Source organism: Clostridium sp. C8, assembly GCF_001010885.1.
In the GTDB taxonomy this organism is placed as follows: Bacteria; Bacillota; Clostridia; order Clostridiales; family Clostridiaceae; genus Clostridium; species Clostridium sartagoforme.
This window is the reverse complement of sequence record NZ_LBMX01000042.1, coordinates 129,419-146,190: the sequence shown is the minus strand read 5'-3', so window position 1 is coordinate 146,190 and position 16,772 is coordinate 129,419. Positions and strand designations below refer to the sequence as shown.

General features: G+C 26.1%; 16 protein-coding genes. 3 read left to right on the top strand and 13 right to left on the bottom strand.

Annotation, left to right across the window (positions count from 1 at the left end; all coding sequences use genetic code 11):
• Positions 1–382: 382 nt before the first annotated feature.
• The 7 genes from AAT22_RS06585 to AAT22_RS06555 all read right to left on the bottom strand — a co-directional run bounded on the left by AAT22_RS06585 (position 383) and on the right by AAT22_RS06555 (position 7,952).
• The gene (locus AAT22_RS06585) at positions 383–2,146 is read right to left on the bottom strand and encodes a sigma 54-interacting transcriptional regulator (protein ID WP_016206609.1); all 1,764 of its coding nucleotides are present in this window, start codon (positions 2,144–2,146) and stop codon (positions 383–385) included.
• A 229-nt stretch (positions 2,147–2,375) separates the two neighbouring features.
• On the bottom strand, positions 2,376–3,728 hold the full coding sequence (locus tag AAT22_RS06580) for a nucleobase:cation symporter-2 family protein (RefSeq protein ID WP_016206608.1): 1,353 nt from the start codon (positions 3,726–3,728) through the stop codon (positions 2,376–2,378).
• Between the two features lie 417 nt (positions 3,729–4,145).
• Positions 4,146–4,490 carry a hypothetical protein gene (locus AAT22_RS06575; RefSeq protein WP_047000628.1) on the bottom strand — a complete coding sequence of 115 codons (345 nt, stop codon included), beginning with the start codon at positions 4,488–4,490 and terminating at the stop codon, positions 4,146–4,148.
• Between the two features lie 29 nt (positions 4,491–4,519).
• Positions 4,520–4,744, bottom strand: a complete 225-nt coding sequence (locus AAT22_RS06570) for a hypothetical protein (protein WP_047000627.1) — start codon at positions 4,742–4,744, stop codon at positions 4,520–4,522.
• A 140-nt stretch (positions 4,745–4,884) separates the two neighbouring features.
• Positions 4,885–6,891 (bottom strand): amylo-alpha-1,6-glucosidase, encoded by a 2,007-nt coding sequence (locus tag AAT22_RS06565; protein ID WP_047000626.1) that lies wholly within the window; start codon positions 6,889–6,891, stop codon positions 4,885–4,887.
• 291 nt (positions 6,892–7,182) lie between these two features.
• Complete coding sequence (locus AAT22_RS06560; protein ID WP_047000625.1) at positions 7,183–7,590, bottom strand: hypothetical protein; 408 nt, start codon at positions 7,588–7,590, stop codon at positions 7,183–7,185.
• Between the two features lie 23 nt (positions 7,591–7,613).
• Positions 7,614–7,952 carry an ArsC/Spx/MgsR family protein gene (locus AAT22_RS06555; RefSeq protein WP_016206602.1) on the bottom strand — a complete coding sequence of 113 codons (339 nt, stop codon included), beginning with the start codon at positions 7,950–7,952 and terminating at the stop codon, positions 7,614–7,616.
• An 804-nt stretch (positions 7,953–8,756) separates the two neighbouring features.
• Here AAT22_RS06555 and AAT22_RS06550 point away from each other — a divergent pair.
• Positions 8,757–9,398 carry a hypothetical protein gene (locus AAT22_RS06550; RefSeq protein WP_172655007.1) on the top strand — a complete coding sequence of 214 codons (642 nt, stop codon included), beginning with the start codon at positions 8,757–8,759 and terminating at the stop codon, positions 9,396–9,398.
• Positions 9,399–9,696: 298 nt separating this feature from the next.
• Entirely contained in the window at positions 9,697–10,302 is a 606-nt protein-coding gene (locus AAT22_RS06545; RefSeq protein WP_016206307.1) for a GerMN domain-containing protein, read from the top strand.
• A 103-nt stretch (positions 10,303–10,405) separates the two neighbouring features.
• On the opposite strand, the gene AAT22_RS06540 is transcribed toward AAT22_RS06545, so the two are convergent.
• The 3 genes from AAT22_RS06540 to purB all read right to left on the bottom strand — a co-directional run bounded on the left by AAT22_RS06540 (position 10,406) and on the right by purB (position 13,575).
• Complete coding sequence (locus tag AAT22_RS06540) at positions 10,406–11,689, bottom strand: hypothetical protein (RefSeq protein WP_047000623.1); 1,284 nt, start codon at positions 11,687–11,689, stop codon at positions 10,406–10,408.
• A 148-nt stretch (positions 11,690–11,837) separates the two neighbouring features.
• The gene (locus AAT22_RS19020) at positions 11,838–12,002 is read right to left on the bottom strand and encodes a hypothetical protein (RefSeq protein ID WP_156174289.1); all 165 of its coding nucleotides are present in this window, start codon (positions 12,000–12,002) and stop codon (positions 11,838–11,840) included.
• Between the two features lie 142 nt (positions 12,003–12,144).
• Positions 12,145–13,575, bottom strand: a complete 1,431-nt coding sequence (purB, locus tag AAT22_RS06535) for an adenylosuccinate lyase (RefSeq protein ID WP_047000622.1) — start codon at positions 13,573–13,575, stop codon at positions 12,145–12,147.
• A 157-nt stretch (positions 13,576–13,732) separates the two neighbouring features.
• Between purB and AAT22_RS06530 the strand changes: the two genes are divergently transcribed.
• Positions 13,733–13,951: a DUF378 domain-containing protein gene (locus AAT22_RS06530; RefSeq protein WP_047000621.1), complete on the top strand. Its 219-nt coding sequence runs from the start codon at positions 13,733–13,735 to the stop codon at positions 13,949–13,951.
• Between the two features lie 50 nt (positions 13,952–14,001).
• Here AAT22_RS06530 and AAT22_RS06525 read toward each other — a convergent pair whose 3' ends face one another.
• The 3 genes from AAT22_RS06525 to rny form a co-directional block, all read right to left on the bottom strand.
• Positions 14,002–14,262, bottom strand: coding sequence for an HPr family phosphocarrier protein (locus AAT22_RS06525; RefSeq protein ID WP_016206311.1), 261 nt, complete (start codon positions 14,260–14,262; stop codon positions 14,002–14,004).
• 189 nt (positions 14,263–14,451) lie between these two features.
• Positions 14,452–14,712: a stage V sporulation protein S gene (locus AAT22_RS06520; protein WP_016206312.1), complete on the bottom strand. Its 261-nt coding sequence runs from the start codon at positions 14,710–14,712 to the stop codon at positions 14,452–14,454.
• 202 nt (positions 14,713–14,914) lie between these two features.
• Positions 14,915–16,459, bottom strand: a complete 1,545-nt coding sequence (rny, locus tag AAT22_RS06515) for a ribonuclease Y (RefSeq protein ID WP_016206313.1) — start codon at positions 16,457–16,459, stop codon at positions 14,915–14,917.
• Positions 16,460–16,772 lie beyond the last annotated feature (313 nt).

Here is a 16,772-nt window from a genome sequence, read left to right as displayed (position 1 = left end):
ATAACAGCTTAACAGATTCCTATAATTTAAATAAATTAAACCTATTTTAGTTTTATTATATATCACTATTTTATATTTAATTACTACACCTCGCTTTCTATTCTTTAATAAATTATATATATTTTTTAAAATAAATATCTTATTTTATATATTTAATTTTGTAACTGTTTTCAAAGGGGTATTATATTAAATTTTATTACTTTTGTTATATTTTTTCAATAATTACTTTTTATTTTTTTATTTGTATATATTTACTTTTATTCATTATTATAACTTACACTTTATATTATTAAAGACTGATACCAATTGAGATTATCAGTCTATTTTTCTATCTTGGTAATTATATTTTCTTAATCTTATTATTTATTTTATAAAATATGATTTATTGTTTTAATAATTTGTATTCATCTATTTTTCTATATAAAGTTGCTATTCCTATCCCAAGTTTTTTAGCGATTTTCTTTTTATCTTCGGTACTTGTCCCATATAATTCTAAAGCTTTCCTTATTTCCTTTTCTTCTAACTCTTTAATTGGTACAATTTCCTTTGTATTATAATATATATCAAGTTTTTCACTTGATAAAATATTTTTTGGTATTACATCTTTATCTATTATACCGTCTGAGCCTATCATATTAACTATGAATTCTATAGTATTTTCTAGTTCCCTAACATTTCCTGGCCAAGTATATTTGTAAAAGGCTTCTTTAACTTCTTTAGTTATTGTTATTGAATCAAAATTCCTATCTAACAAATTTGTATATCTTTGTATAAAAAAATCAATTAATAAATCAATATCTTCTATTCTGTCTCGTAGAGGAGGAATTTCAAAAGGTATTACATTTAATCTATAATATAAATCTTCTCTAAACTTATTTTCCTTTATAAGTTCCTTCAAATTTCTATTGGTTGCTGCAATTACTCTTACATCAATATCGATTTCTTTATTAGACCCAACTCTAGTTATTTTTCTTTCTTGAAGAACTCTCAACAACTTAGTTTGAAGATAAATTGGCATATCTCCTATTTCATCTAGAAATATAGTTCCCTTATTTGCAAGTTCAAACTTACCTATCTTTCCCATTGGATCAGCGCCTGTAAAAGCACCTTTTACATATCCAAATAATTCGCTTTCTAATAAAGTATCTGGAATAGCTCCACAATTTATTGCAATAAAAGCCTTAGCCTTTCTATTTCCTTCATTATGTATAGCTCTAGCAAATACTTCTTTTCCAGTTCCACTTTCTCCTGTTACTAAAACTGTTGATGTTGAGAGTGCAATTTTTTTAACCTTCCGTTTAAGATCTTGCATTATCTTCGTTTGTCCTAATATGTTTTCTGTTTTTATAACTTTTTTAATACTCGTATATTCTGAAATATTATCTCTAAATCCTTTATAATCTCTAAAAATAAATATCTTATCAAATTGATTATCATTAAGCTCCATAGAAAAAATATTTCCTATAAATTGAAAGCTTTGATTGTCTATTGATACCTTATATATTTCCATTTGAAATAAGCTATCCCCTGTTGGCTCTATAACTACTTTGGATACAAAAAAATTATCCACATGTTTTATAAGTTCTACCCCTTTAGAATTAATATGAGTTACTTTATCATTTTTATTTAGGACCATTACACCTTGATCCATTTTATCTATTATTAAATTTAATGATTTTACAACGGTTCCTTCTCTTTTTCTTTGAAGATTTTCATAAGCTGCAGTACTTATAAACTCTGCTATTTGCTCCATAAATGCTTTATAATTATCAAATCGTGCTAGTATTTGATGCTTTTGTTCTTTATTAAAGCATACTAATCCTATAACCCCTATTATTCTTCCTTGAAATTTTATTGGAGTACTCATTTCAAATACTTCTTCACATTTTCCTCTTTTAATACAATATTTACATATATTGTCTTTGCCTGGCTCTGTTATAGCTTTAAATTCTCCTGTTTTTAATACCTCTCTATAGGCATATCCTTGCTTTGATATATCCTTATCTATTCTATTTCTATAGGCTCCTGTTGCTGCAATCCTTATTAGATTTTCATCAACTACTTCAACATCTACCATAAGTATTTTCTCTACTATATTGGCATATTTCATTACAGCACTCTGAATTTCTTTCAATATAGATGGCATATCTAAACACCTCTTTTACCCTTTATTTAGTAAGAACTATAAAATATTTTTACTACTTGTATATTAAGCAATTTTCATGCCATAAGAAATTGAACATATGTAAATTTTCTTATGACCTTACTCTTATCAAGATTAACATAAACTTATATATGTTCAATCGAAATCCGATGTAAAGAAATTATAAAAATAGGGATTATATGCACTTTGGCATATAATCCCTTGTATATAGTTATTCCATTTCTTTTCTTTCTTTTTCTTCTTGAGCAATACTTTGTTTTGGAAGTATTGTATTTAAAAGTATTACAACCAGTGTTGTTATTACTACTGGAGAACTTCCAAACACCATACTTACCCAGCTTGGAAAAGCATCTAACGCTCCAGGAACTTGTGTAATTCCCATACCAAGCGCAACTGAAAGTCCTACTATACTTAAATTTCTTCCTGAAAGCTCGTCTTGTATTATTAGTTTAATACCAGTCATAGTTATCATAGCAAAAACCGTAATTGTGGCTCCTCCTAAAACACTTTGTGGTATAGTTGTAATAACTGCTCCAAATTTAGGTATAAATCCAGCAATTAATATAAATCCAGCAGTTAAAGCAAATACATATTTACTAACAACTTTTGTCATAGCAACTATTCCAACATTTTGACTATAGGTTGCTGTTGGTAAGCCTCCAAAAAATGGTCCAATGATATTTATTAACCCATTTGCAATTATTCCACCAGATAATTCTCTATCCTCTGGAACTCTATCAAGTCCTCCTGCTGTTGTAGCTGAATAATCCCCTACTGCCTGTACAGAATTAACTACATATATAACAACCATAGATATTATGGCGGAAGGTATAAATTCTAATCCGAAATGATTAACGGTTGGTAATTGTGCCCATGCTGCAGTAGAAACTGCATCAAATTTTACTTGTCCTAAAAATATTGAAAAAATATATCCTACTATAATTCCAATTAAAATAGATGCAAGCTTAATATATCCCTTACCAAAATTATTACAAATTAGCACCACAGCAAGAGTTACTAGTGCGATTACCCAATATATAGGAGCGCCAAAATCTTTTGCTGATGCCCCTCCAGCCATATATTTAATAGCTGTAGGATATAAAGATAAACCTATAGTAAATACAACTGTACCTGCTACCATTGGTGGAAATAACTTTCTTAAAGGCTTTATGAAAGCTCCAACTATAACAGCCGCAATACCTCCAATTAATTGTGCTCCAAAAATTGCCTTTATTCCATATGCACTTCCTATAGCAGTTAGAGTAGGCACATAAGCAAAACTAATTCCTATAATTACCGGAAGACCTGATCCTAATTTCCAAATAGGATATAATTGTAATAAAGTTGATATACCAGCCATAAACATCGACGCTTGGACTAAAAGAATTTTATCAGCTGCACTTAAATCTGAAACTCCTGCAACTATAATAGCTGGTGTTACATTTCCAACTATCATAGCTAATAAATGTTGAAATGACAATGGTAGTGCTTTTTTCAGAGATGGTACTCCCTCTAAATCAAAAAGTGAAGTACTCTTACTTTTTCTTTTCTTTGTTTCTAACATAATTATATATTCCCCCTCATGTAAATCTATTAACTTAATCATCACTCGAGAATATGTAATCATTATCAAAACGAAAATTTTTCTCATTTTGATAATAATATTATTCCTTTGCACTTTATTAGTAATCGTTTAAATTTTTTATTGTAATTTTTTACATATATATGTTTTCTTTGTAACTAAATAAAAAGAGCCTCTAAAGTTTCATATATTATTCAAGCAATAAATATGCCAAACTTTAAAAAGCTCTATAATTCATATTTTTTCATCAATTTTTACTATATTTCTATTTTGTTTAACTTAATAAGTATTATATAAAATATTAAAATGATAACTAAACTTTATTAAAATAGCTTGTTTACTTTGTTTTTAATTACAAAATTATTGATATCAAAATAATAAAGTATTATCATATTGATATTACCATATTATTTCATGTTCAATATTAAATTTAACTAATAATCTATATATAAAACTAACCATATTCCACATGTTTTCTTTTTCATCTTCACAATCAATTATTAAATATGAATTTTCACCTTCCATATAACACTCTACTATAATATCATATCCTTCATTAACAAAGTAATTTTCTAAAATTTCAGCAAGATTATTGCCTTTTTCATCTAAATAATCTTTTCCTAATTTCAATTCTACAACATAATTCAATCTTATTAAATTATAAAAGTCTATTATATCTTTGTAAGCATTACTAAAAACTTTAAGTTTCCTTTTTATGAATTTACCCTTAATACGTTGTCTCAACTTTTTCTCCTTACTTATCTCTAGTATGATTAATATTTAATTCGTTTCTTTATTTTTAAATCTTCTATGTAAGATATAATAATAGATAGTATCATAAGAAGTATACCTGAATATAGTATTGGTCTATTATCTTCAATAGGACACGATCCATAAAAAATATTTTGTTTTATTCTATATATTTTATAGAATCCATATAAACTTATTATTATTGCTGCACTAAATATAATATTCGATAATTTGAATAAATTTTTCATATTTTCTAACCTTTCTTAAAAACATATTTACATTGTAACATAATTATATAATATATTGTAAATTTTCTTACATTTTTCTGTATATTAAATATTTATAAAAAACTGCCAAAAATATATTTTATCTTTAGCAGTTTTATATATTAATATTTATTTATATCACAGTACACTCTCAATACTTCACCAACACTCCATGCTTGAGAATAGCATCCTCTACTTGTAGAAGAAAATTCTCCATCAAATATTTCAGCTATACCATTTATACATCCATCTCTCATATGATCTTCAAATACTGACAGCATTTCTTTTGCTTTTATTATAGCTTTTTCATCATAATTATTAACTTTGCAATAAGATGTAATAAATGGTCCAATTAAGAACCCCCAAGTAGTTCCCATATGATAAGCTAAATCTCTTTTAAATAACTCACCTATATATTTATCTTTAAATTCTTTATCCATAAATGAAAGTGATCTTAATCCATATGTAGAATATAAATGTTTATAGGAAGTATCTACTATTTGTTTTTCCTTTTCTCTATCTAATATTGAAAATGGAAGTGAAACTGCCCATAGCTGGTTAGGACGAATTTTATCATCATCTTCATCTATAACATCAAAAAGACATTGTTTGTCTTTATTCCAAAATTTTTTATTAAAAGAATCTTTAACTTTTAGTGATAACTCTTTATAATATAAATTTTCTTTATTAAATCTAATTCTTAGCTCTTCCATTATACATAAGGCATTATACCATAAAGCATTTATTTCTACAGGTTTTCCATGTCTTGGAGTTACCACAATATCTCCAACTCTTACATCCATCCATGTTACTTGATCTAAACCTGATCCTGCAAAAATTAATCCATCCTCATCCATTCCTATAGAAAAATCTGTTTTACTAGAATATGACTTAAAAATTTCTACTAACTTATCATATATTTTTTCTTCTATAAATTTGTAATCTTCCTCATTACCAGTATATTTTAGATATTTATAAACAGCTTGAAAATACCAAAGTGATGCATCTACTGTATTATATAAAGGTTCAGTATTAGCATCAGGAAATAAATTAGGTACTAATCCATTCTTTACATATTTAGAAAATGATTCTAATATCTCTCTAGCATCTTCAAATCTTTTTGTGCATAATACTAACCCTTCAAAAGCAATCATAGTATCTCTGCCCCAATCAGTAAACCATGGATATCCTGCTAATATAGTTTTAAGTCCAGTGCTTTTTCTATCAACTATAAAGTGATCCGCAGCTTTAACAAGATTATTTGCAAAATTATCATTGTATCCAGCTTTTTCTATTAAAGTGTTTATCCTATTCTTATACTTTTTTTCTATTTCAAATCCTGTCTTATTTATTTCGTTTTCTAATGTACATATAACATAAAACTTTTTTATTTCTTTAGCTTTTATATTTATATTTACTTCATATGGAGTATAGTGATTGTCCACCCCTAAAAATCCAGTTCTATTATCTATCATATAATATTGATTTTCTTCAAACAAATAATTTGGAGTTGCCATTGTTGTTGGTATTAAACTTCTGTCATAGTAATCACCTTGTGATGTGTAAAAACTTATTTTTAACTCCTTATTTTTTTCTGGCGTTAATATAAGTTTATTATTTTCTATAACTTTATCAAATCTTAAATTTGATTTTTCAATAGATTCTCCTGATAATCTGTAATTAAATAAAGGTATTATTTTAAAATTTAAATCTTCAATACCATTTTGTATTTCATAACATATTGCTACTGTATTATGTCCATAATCCATTGATATACTTTTTTTGATTTTAACATCTTCTACTCTATAATGGTACTCTGGTATTGAATCAAAAATAAACTTTTCTAAATATTCATGACCATTTTTAGATGTATTTATATATTGTTGAGAAGATAAATCATACCTTCTTCCATTTATATCTACTTCTTCTTGAGTTTTAGTTAATATTAAAAATCTATTAACTGGTGGATTTAAAGCTGCTATTAAGTATCCATGATGCATAATAGCACTTCCTCCTGCGACTGTTGAATTTGCATATCCGCCTATACCATTTCCAATCATCCAAGATAGTTCATTACCAGCTTCTATTGTTTTAAAAGAACCTCTTCCATAACTATATTTCTTTTCCACTTATATACCTCCAAAACTTCTTTAACTTTTACTTCATATGTTTATTATATAATTTATTTCCACTTTATTTAATTGTATAACAGTACAAAAACCCTATCCTTATTTTATACATTATCCAATAAATATTATTGAGTTTAAAATTTAAAAACATAATTTTATATGTAACATTTATATGAGTTTATTCATATATTTAATATAGCTATTAGCTTTAAAGCTAATCCATATAAATTCATCTCCTTCATTAAATATGAAAAGGAATTAAAGCTAAAATGCTTTAATTCCTTTTTATCTTTAATCAATTTTTATTTTTATTTTTTTAAAAGCTAATTGTTTAGATAAATTTTTATTTTCAGGATTTATTTTTATTTTAAATATATTAGGACAATCTTCATTTCTCCATGTTTTCATGAATTTAGGAGTTGCTGATAAACTGGCATAATGTCTTTCTTCAAAGTTGTCAAAAAACTCTAGAAATTCTAATTTACTATTTTTATCAATAATGAAATCTTCCTTATTTATGTTATTTATTATTGGTACAAAATATCTAAGCGGCACTTCATAATTAAATCTACCTTTTATTTGCTTACCTTCTATTATAGGTCTCTTTAATAATGGATATCTTTCTATATCATTTTCTTTTAAACTAATTTTAAATATAAGCTGTTCTTCTTTAACCTTTTGTATTTTTATTTTAATCATTTATTCACCTTTTTTACTTTATTTTATTCCCAGGTATCCCAAATTTCTTTTTTATATCCTAAAGTGGCAATATTACTATTTCTAACTATTGGAGATATAAATAATTTAGGATTTTTTAATAAAATCTCTTCTTTCATGTCATTACTTCTAATTTTGTCTAAATTTAATTTTCTATAATCCTTACTATCTTTATTTATTAATTCATTTATAGAAATAGACTTTTTTACAGAATTCAGTTCGCCTTTACTAAGTCCTTTTAAATCTATATCTATAAATTGAAAATTTATATTTCTTTCTTTAAAATATCTTTCTGCTTTTTTTGTATCAAAGCATTTTTTTCGCCCAAATATTTGTATATTCATACTTTTATCTCCTTTAAATTATTATATAAATATTGGTTTTTCATAAATTCATTCATATAATAGGAATATTTTTATTCTTTTATTAATATTATTTTACAGTATTGTATTATTATTTATAGAATACTTTTTCTGATATTATACAAGCTAAATATAATTAGCTTATACTCTGCCCTTAAAAATTATTTGTATTAATAAGTATTATATGCTTATTACTGAATATCTATTATCCCAAAGCTTCAAATTAAAATATGTAGAGTTTTAATTATTTAAGATTCTAAAACAAGCTTGGGTATAGATTTTCTATACAGCATCAAAAAAGCTATTACATATTTCTTAGGCTTTTTTGATGCTGATTTATTTATTAAAATAATCACTTTTTAAATATATTTTTCTATATTAATAATTAAGAGTAATTTTTAAGGATGATTATTTTTGCAATATATTTTTATAATATTAAGAATTGTTATCATAGAATATATCATTATATTTTTTCATGAATTTTTGCATTTTATTATTTCTTTATTTCTAAAGTTTAAATGTTCTTTTTATCATGTTATTCCTTTTACAATATACAAAAAATACTCTAATATAAAAATTAAAATAAATCCTCCTATTCATGATACTATAACAAGCAGATCTCATTTCAATTGTTTGAAAATTTCTTCTAAAATTGATTATAATATTCTTTTAAATAAAATAAGATTTTTCTTTTGGATAGGACCAATATATGACTTTTTAATTTTTATAATTTTATTTTGTATAGGAATTACCTATATTAATTATTCTTATTTAGCATTAGTTTCTTTGATTCATCTATCTATAACTACCATTAACTTTTTTAATAGTGATGGTAAATATGCAATTGGTTCTAAAGAAGATGATAGAATAGCTTTTAATTTAATTAGAGATTTTACACTTTGCGGAAATAATAAGGTTTACTCCGAAAGTAAAAGAATTCTTACTGATATACACATGGAAATCTCACAGAATATACAATTAGAAAAATTCAATGTAAATGATTTATGGAACTTTTTAAATAATATATCCTTTTATACTAATTCTCTTTTAAGTTTTTTAAATAAAGATATTTTAACTCTTCATCCATCAACTTTAGATTTCTTTGAAAACTTAATAAGAGATTTTGATGATATTAAAAAATATGATTATAGACAAGTAGAAAAAACTTCTATTTCTATAATTTATTATTTAATCTATAAAAAGCTTAAAGATAAATACTTTTCTCCTGACGTAGAAATTATTGACAAAGTTTATATAGGCTGTAATTCAATTTATTTTAGAAATTTATTTGATTTATATTTTAAATATAAAACCCTAAATAAAGAGTATTTAATTAATGAAAATAATATGCCAATCTCTATTTCTCTTTGTGAAGGTTATACTAAATTACTATTAAATTTAGTATTTTTAAATAATTCCTCCAATTAATATAATAGGATATATCTAATTAGATTTTTATAAATATAATTTGATATATCCTATTATTTTTAAACCAACGGTTTATATTATATGACATTTAATTATTTTTTTCAAATAATAGTATTTCTTTATTTACACAGAAATATTATGTAAATTTGTAACAACTTATTAATTATGTTATAATATAATTAAATATATTATATGATTTGTGCTTAATGTCAGCTGTTTATTTAAGTTATTTTTGAACCATATAATATTTAAGTAAAATTAGTATATAAATAACTTATATAACTGGAGGTGTAAATATATGAATAAAAAATTTACAGCAATAATTATCTCGCTATTAATAGGTTTTTCCATGATTTCTTGTCAGAATGGAGATAAAGACAATAATATATCGGAAAAAAATAATACTGGAAGTTTTTCTAATAATAATGATGATTCTAAAAACAATATTAATAATTCCAATAATGAATCTAGTGAAATAGTTTCTGATGATGCAAGAATTTATTATTATGATGTTGTTATTGATAAAATAGTTTATATTAATAAAACTATTGAAATAAAAGATAAAGCTACAGCTACAGCATTAATTAATGAATTAAAGAAATCTCCTAATAGTGATATTTCTCCTGCTATATCTAATGATATTTCACTAATATCAGCTAAAGTTAATGATGAAAATGATACTATAACATTAAATTTTTCTTCTAACTTTGTTGAAGCTCAGAATTTAGGATCTGGTGCTGAAACAAATACTTTAAAAGCTATATGTAATACTTTTGGAGATTATTTTAATGTTAGCAATGTTATAATAAATTTAGATGATAAGCCTTATACTTCTGGACATATCTTAATGAAAGATGGAGATTCATTTAAAGTTGATACAAACAACTCTATTGAGTTAAAGTAACACAAATCCTATCTTGCAGTAAAAATTAAGAATAAAAAAATTAATTTTGAAAACTTCCATAGTGATTTTCAAAATTAATTTTTTTTATCTTTGTTATAGCCTTTTATTTATATTCTATACCTCTTGTATAGAATAAGTCATCAGAAATAGCTGCAATTCCCCTTATTTCACTTCCACTTTTTACTTTTCTTTCTTTTATAGGATCTAAAGGATATGCATTACCATTAAATTTTAATACTCTAAAATCTTCTTTTTCACTATCTAATACTTTTACTATTAAGTCTCTATACCCATTACTTTTATTTTCAGAAATTATTATTGGATTTACAATATTGCTTATTTTAGATATTAAATTATATTCATCATTTTTTCTTTTGAATATGGCTAAAGTTCCCCCTCTTTCGGTACAAAATCTAGGCCCCTCTAAATAAACTAATATGTGATAATTAGCATCATCATTCAAGTTCACTTTATTATATAAATAATTAACCTTATCCTCTCCATGATTTAAATTAAAAAACTTTTCTATTGCTCTTTCTATAGAACTATCTTTTACTAATTCCGATTCTATAAATTCAATTTTAGAAAAATTTATATAACTCTTATTGCTTATTTCCTTTGATCTTATTAAAGGATTTGGTAACTTTTCTCCTAATATACCTACAAATGAATCTTCTTTTTCAAAAGTTATGTTCCTAAAGCTTAAAGTACTATGCATTACAGCTAAAATATCACTTTCACTTCTTCCAATAATTTTTTGTATTAATAAAAGGTCTAATACATCTTCTCTTCTTATATCTATCGGACTTATTCCTGATACCGGAAGAACCTTCCCTATTATCTTTTTCTTTAATAATCCATTATCATTATATATTTCGCTTAAGTAAAGTTTATCTTTTCTACTTATATCTATTGAATAAACTATATTTTTCTTAGTATCTACCATATCTACCACATAATTATCTTGATATATTACCTGATATGATTCACTTTGATTATAGTAATTTGTATCAAAAATTTTGATAACTTTGTCTCCATCTAATGTAAAAACTTGTGCTGTTATATATGCATTGGTACCTATATCCTCCATAGAAAATAGTATTTCATTATCTTTATCAGCCTTAAAATGCTGCAATGTTATTCTAGGCTTGTATCCTTCAATTCCTCTTAAGTCTATATTAACTATCTTACCGGTCTCCCCATCAGAAATTAATATTCCCATATTATAAAAGATGGTATTTTTCCCACTGCCTTTTCTATTTCCTACTAAATATACAATATCTAGGGCACTACTTCCTATTACGTCTCCAACCCTAGTTGAAATTACTTCTTTTTTATCTCCTATATTCATTTCAGTTCTTGGGATATGACTTATATACATTGACATAAAAATTTCCCTTTTAAATTACTATTACAGTATATACTATTACAATGCATTTAATTTTGTTATTCTAAATAAAGATAAGGTAAGAAAAATTCCTACCTTAATATAAATAATGCAACTAATTGCTAGACATATCTAGTTTATAATAAACCTAAAGCTTTCCCCCACCTTCACAAACAGGACATTTAAAACTCCCTTCACCACCGCAAGTTAGGCAACGTTCATTTGGCGATTCTTCTGTACCACAATCGCATTTTATTCTTCCTGTTCCATTACAACTTATGCATTGAGACATATATTCATCTTTATCTATCATTTATATTCCTCCCTTACTATTTCTATCTATTAATTATTGTCTAATCTAACTATTTTATTCATTTTTCATTAATATTCTTACTAAAATAAATAAGTCATAAAGTATTATTTTTATAACACTTCATGACTTTTTAACTGCTTTATTATACTAAAATCTCTGTTTCTATTTGTAACGCATCTTTATTTTCTTCAATAATTGGTCTTATATAAGTATCTATAAATTCTAAAACTTGACTTGGAGCTCTCCCAATAAATTTAGTTGGATCTATTATATTTAATATTTCCTCTTGATTTAACATAAAACTTCTATCATTTATTATTCTTTCTATAAGATCATTTTCTAATCCTTCACCTTTCACTCTTTGAGCTGCTTCCATTGAATGAACTCTAATTTTTTCATGAAGCTCTTGTCTGTCTCCACCTCTTTTAACTGCTTCCATCATGATATTTTCTGTAGCCATAAATGGTAACTCTTTATTAACGTGAGAGCTTATAACTTTTTCATATACAACCATATTTTCAGCAATATTTATATAAAGATTCAATACTCCATCCAATGCTAAAAACGCTTCAGCAACTGCTATTCTTTTATTAGCTGAATCATCTAAAGTTCTCTCAAACCATTGTGTAGCTGCTGTTATGGCTGGATTTAATGAGTTTACTATTACATATCTTGCTAGAGAACCCATTCGTTCGCTTCTCATTGGATTTCTCTTATATGCCATTGCTGATGATCCTATTTGATTTTTTTCAAACGGTTCTTCGATTTCCTTCATACTTTGTAATAGCCTTAAATCATTGCTAAATTTATAAGCACTTTGAGCAACTTCTGATAACCTATTTAGTACTATAGAATCTAACTTTCTTGGGTAAGTTTGACCCGTTACACCGTAGCTTTTCGCAAATCCCATTTTTTCAGCTACAATATAATCTAATTTCTTTACTTTTTCTTCATCATTATTGAATAACGCCATAAAACTTGCCTGTGTGCCAGTAGTCCCTTTAACACCCCTTAATTTAAGCGTTGACAGTAAAAAGTCAATATTTTCTATATCTAAAACTAAATCTTGCATCCATAAAGTAGCTCTTTTTCCAACAGTAGTTAATTGAGCCGGCTGAAAATGTGTAAAACCAAGTGTAGGCATTTCCTTATATTTTACTGCAAAACTAGATAAATGATTTAATACTAATATAATCTTTTTCTTAATTAATAATAGTGCATCTCTCATTATTATTATATCTGTATTATCTCCAACATAACAGCTAGTTGCTCCTAAATGTATAATACCCTTTGCTCTAGGACACTGAAGTCCATAAGCATAAACATGGCTCATAACATCATGCCTAACTTCTTTTTCTTTTTTAATTGCTTCTTCATAATTTATATTATATATATTGGATTTAAGTTCTTCTATTTGCTCTTCACTTATATTTAATCCTAGTTCTTTTTCTCCTTCTGCTAATGCAACCCATAGTTTTCTCCATGTTGAAAATTTCATATCATCTGAAAATATAAAACTCATTTCCTTTGATGCATATCTTGAATTTAATGGTGAATTATATAAATCTCTCATCTTTAGATAACCTCCGAATAAATTTTTAGTTTTTTTTATCATCATTCGTATTATAACATAATTATAATACTTTTAAATAGCTTTTATATTAATTTTCAGTTATATTTTTGTTTTTTTTTAATATATATATACTGTATTATTTATAAGGAGGTAAAATATGTGTAAAATATCTTTATTGGATAAGATATCTTTTATATTAGTATTAATTGGTGCAATAAACTGGGGTCTCATAGGTTTATTAAGTATGAATATTGTAACTCTACTAGTTGGAGGCTCTGTTATACTACAAAGAATAGTATATATCGTAATATTTATTGCTGCTTTGGATATAATCGCCTTAGTTTTCAAGTGCAAATCTTTAAATTTATTTAATTAACTACATACTAATAAAAGATTAATAAAAAAGTGCCTTTTGGCACTTTTTTATTAATCTTCTAAGTTAGCTATTAAGTTAACAATTTCTTCTGCTGCTAAAGCTTCGTCATCTCCGCTTGCTAAAACAGTTATTTTAGCTCCTTTAGTTACTCCTAAAGAAAGAACTCCAATTAAACTCTTAACGTTTGCTTTCTTTCCGTTAAACTCTATGCTTACATCTGATTTGAAAGATGAAGCCTTCTTTACTAATAAAGTTGCTGGTCTAGCATGTAAACCAGTTCCGTTGTTTACTACAACCTCTTTAGATATCATTAAACACACCTCTTTACATTAAATTTAAAATAGTTTTCTATTTAACTATTTCATTATATATGTAATTTTAAAAAATTTCAAGGCTTATAAAGGCTATTTTGCTTAATATGAAAAGGAACTACCTAAATGTAGTCCTTTTCTTTATTTCCCCTAAATAGATTTTCTCCCCAATTTAAATATAAAACCTTACTATCTTGGTTGTACAATTAATTTTATTGCAGTTCTTTCTTCACCATCTATTTCAATATCAGTGAATGCTGGAACACAAACAATATCTTTTCCGCTAGGGGCAACGAAGCCTCTTGCTATAGCAATTGCTTTTACTGCTTGATTTATAGCACCTGCTCCTACTGCTTGGATTTCTACTATATTTTTTTCCTTAATTATGGCAGCTAATGCACCTGCCACCGAATTTGGATTTGATTTTGTTGAAACTTTTAATACTTCCACTTGTCTTTACCTCCTAGATAAAAATCGTTTACAATATGTTATAGAGCTTTTGCTCCTACATCATATATATTCTATAAGATACAAAAAAATCCTTCTTTATTTTTAAAATTTTTATACTTTTATTTTTTTTAATTTATATAAAAAATAAATTTCTTTAAAATGAAAAATAAAGTACATTTTGCACTGCAAAATGTACTTTATATTATTTAGCATAATCTACTGCTCTTGTTTCTCTTATAACATTAATTTTTATTTGACCTGGATACTCTAATTGTTCTTCTATACTCTTAGCTAAACTTCTAGCTAATTCTACAGATCCAGCGTCATCTAACTGATCTGGTTTAACCATAATTCTAATCTCTCTACCAGCTTGAATTGCATATGATTTTTCTACACCTTCGTAAGAATTTGCAATTTCCTCAAGTTTCTCTAAACGCTTAATATAAGCCTCAAGAGTTTCTCTTCTAGCTCCTGGTCTTGCTGCTGATATTGCATCAGCCGCTTGAACTAATACAGCTTCTAGTGTTAGCATCTCAACATCTCCATGATGTGCAGCTATAGCATTATATACAGCTTGTGATTCTCCATATTTTTTCGCTAAATCGCCCCCTATTACAGCATGGCGGCCTTCTTCTTCTTGTGTTGCTACTTTACCAATATCATGTAATAATCCTGCTCTCTTAGCTAAATTTACATCTAAGCCTAACTCTGCAGCCATAACACCAGCTAAATATGAAACTTCAATTGAATGCTTTAACACATTTTGTCCATAACTAGTTCTATACTTTAGTCTACCAAGTAATTTAATTATTTCAGGATGAACACCATGAACACCAGTTTCTAATGTTGCTTGTTCTCCTTCTTCTTTGATGTCATTTTCAACATCTTTGGTAGCTCTTTCTACCATTTCCTCGATTCTAGCTGGATGAATTCTACCATCCACAATTAACTTTTCTAAAGCTATTTTGGCAATTTCTCTCCTTACAGGGTCAAAACTTGATAAAATAACTGCTTCTGGAGTATCATCTATTATTAAATCTACTCCTGTTAATGTTTCAAGAGTTCTGATATTTCTACCTTCTCTACCTATAATTCTACCCTTCATTTCATCATTAGGAAGGGCAACAACATGTACTGTTGATTCTGATACATGATCAGCTGCACATCTTTGAATGGCAGTTGTTATAATTTCTCTAGCTTTTTTATCTGCTTCTTCTTTTGCTCTAGATTCTATTTCTTTGATCATAATAGCAGTTTCATGAGTAATTTCTCTTCTAACTTCTTCTAAAAGAATTTCTCTAGCTTCATCAGTAGACAGAGTTGCTATTCTTTCAAGCTCCTCTCTTCTTTTAGCAAATAGTTCCTGTACATTTGCTTCCATTTCATCGATTTCTTGTAATCTTTTACTTAATGCTTCTTCTTTCTTTTCCAGAAGATCACTTTTCTTATCTAGGGATTCCTCTCTTTGAATTATTCTTCTTTCAAGTCTTTGAATTTCATTTCTTCTTTCCCTTGAATCCCTTTCTAAATCATTCCTAAGTCTATGAACCTCTTCCTTTGCCTCTAAAATTGACTCTTTCTTAGTTGCTTCAGCTTCTCTCTTAGCATTTTCTAAAAGAGTTTCCGCTTCTTTTTCTAAGCCTTCTATCTTATTTTTAGAAGCACTTTGTATAGCCTTATAAAGTAATAAGCCAAGTATGACTAATACTATAATATCAACTATTATCCAAATAAGAACCTTATTCATATCCATAACAACACCTCCTCCATTCATATAAACTTATGTTTAAACGAAAATGTAGTAGGCATCACATTTAATCTTAACTGATATTTGAAATATGATAAAACCAGTATTTGTTATTATTTTATCTTAAAATTAAAATTATGTCAAGTTTAGTTATTTATTTGATAAACAAAATTTAATTGTTTACATTATTAATAATGTATTGATTTCTATGTTTTATTTTATAATTAATAAAAAAGTCGACAATAATAATATTTCAATATTATCACTATCGACTATTAGTATTAACATTTTTATCTAATTATATTCAATATAT

Coding starts and splice junctions, on each gene's coding strand:
- AAT22_RS06585 (WP_016206609.1), bottom strand. CDS start 2,146: ATGCCATCTATATTGAAAGAAATTCAGAGTGCTGTAATGAAATATGCC.
- AAT22_RS06580 (WP_016206608.1), bottom strand. CDS start 3,728: ATGTTAGAAACAAAGAAAAGAAAAAGTAAGAGTACTTCACTTTTTGAT.
- AAT22_RS06570 (WP_047000627.1), bottom strand. CDS start 4,744: ATGAAAAATTTATTCAAATTATCGAATATTATATTTAGTGCAGCAATA.
- AAT22_RS06560 (WP_047000625.1), bottom strand. CDS start 7,590: ATGATTAAAATAAAAATACAAAAGGTTAAAGAAGAACAGCTTATATTT.
- AAT22_RS06555 (WP_016206602.1), bottom strand. CDS start 7,952: ATGAATATACAAATATTTGGGCGAAAAAAATGCTTTGATACAAAAAAA.
- AAT22_RS06545 (WP_016206307.1), top strand. CDS start 9,697: ATGAATAAAAAATTTACAGCAATAATTATCTCGCTATTAATAGGTTTT.
- AAT22_RS06540 (WP_047000623.1), bottom strand. CDS start 11,689: ATGTCAATGTATATAAGTCATATCCCAAGAACTGAAATGAATATAGGA.
- AAT22_RS19020 (WP_156174289.1), bottom strand. CDS start 12,002: ATGATAGATAAAGATGAATATATGTCTCAATGCATAAGTTGTAATGGA.
- purB (WP_047000622.1), bottom strand. CDS start 13,575: ATGAGAGATTTATATAATTCACCATTAAATTCAAGATATGCATCAAAG.
- AAT22_RS06530 (WP_047000621.1), top strand. CDS start 13,733: ATGTGTAAAATATCTTTATTGGATAAGATATCTTTTATATTAGTATTA.
- AAT22_RS06525 (WP_016206311.1), bottom strand. CDS start 14,262: ATGATATCTAAAGAGGTTGTAGTAAACAACGGAACTGGTTTACATGCT.
- rny (WP_016206313.1), bottom strand. CDS start 16,459: ATGAATAAGGTTCTTATTTGGATAATAGTTGATATTATAGTATTAGTC.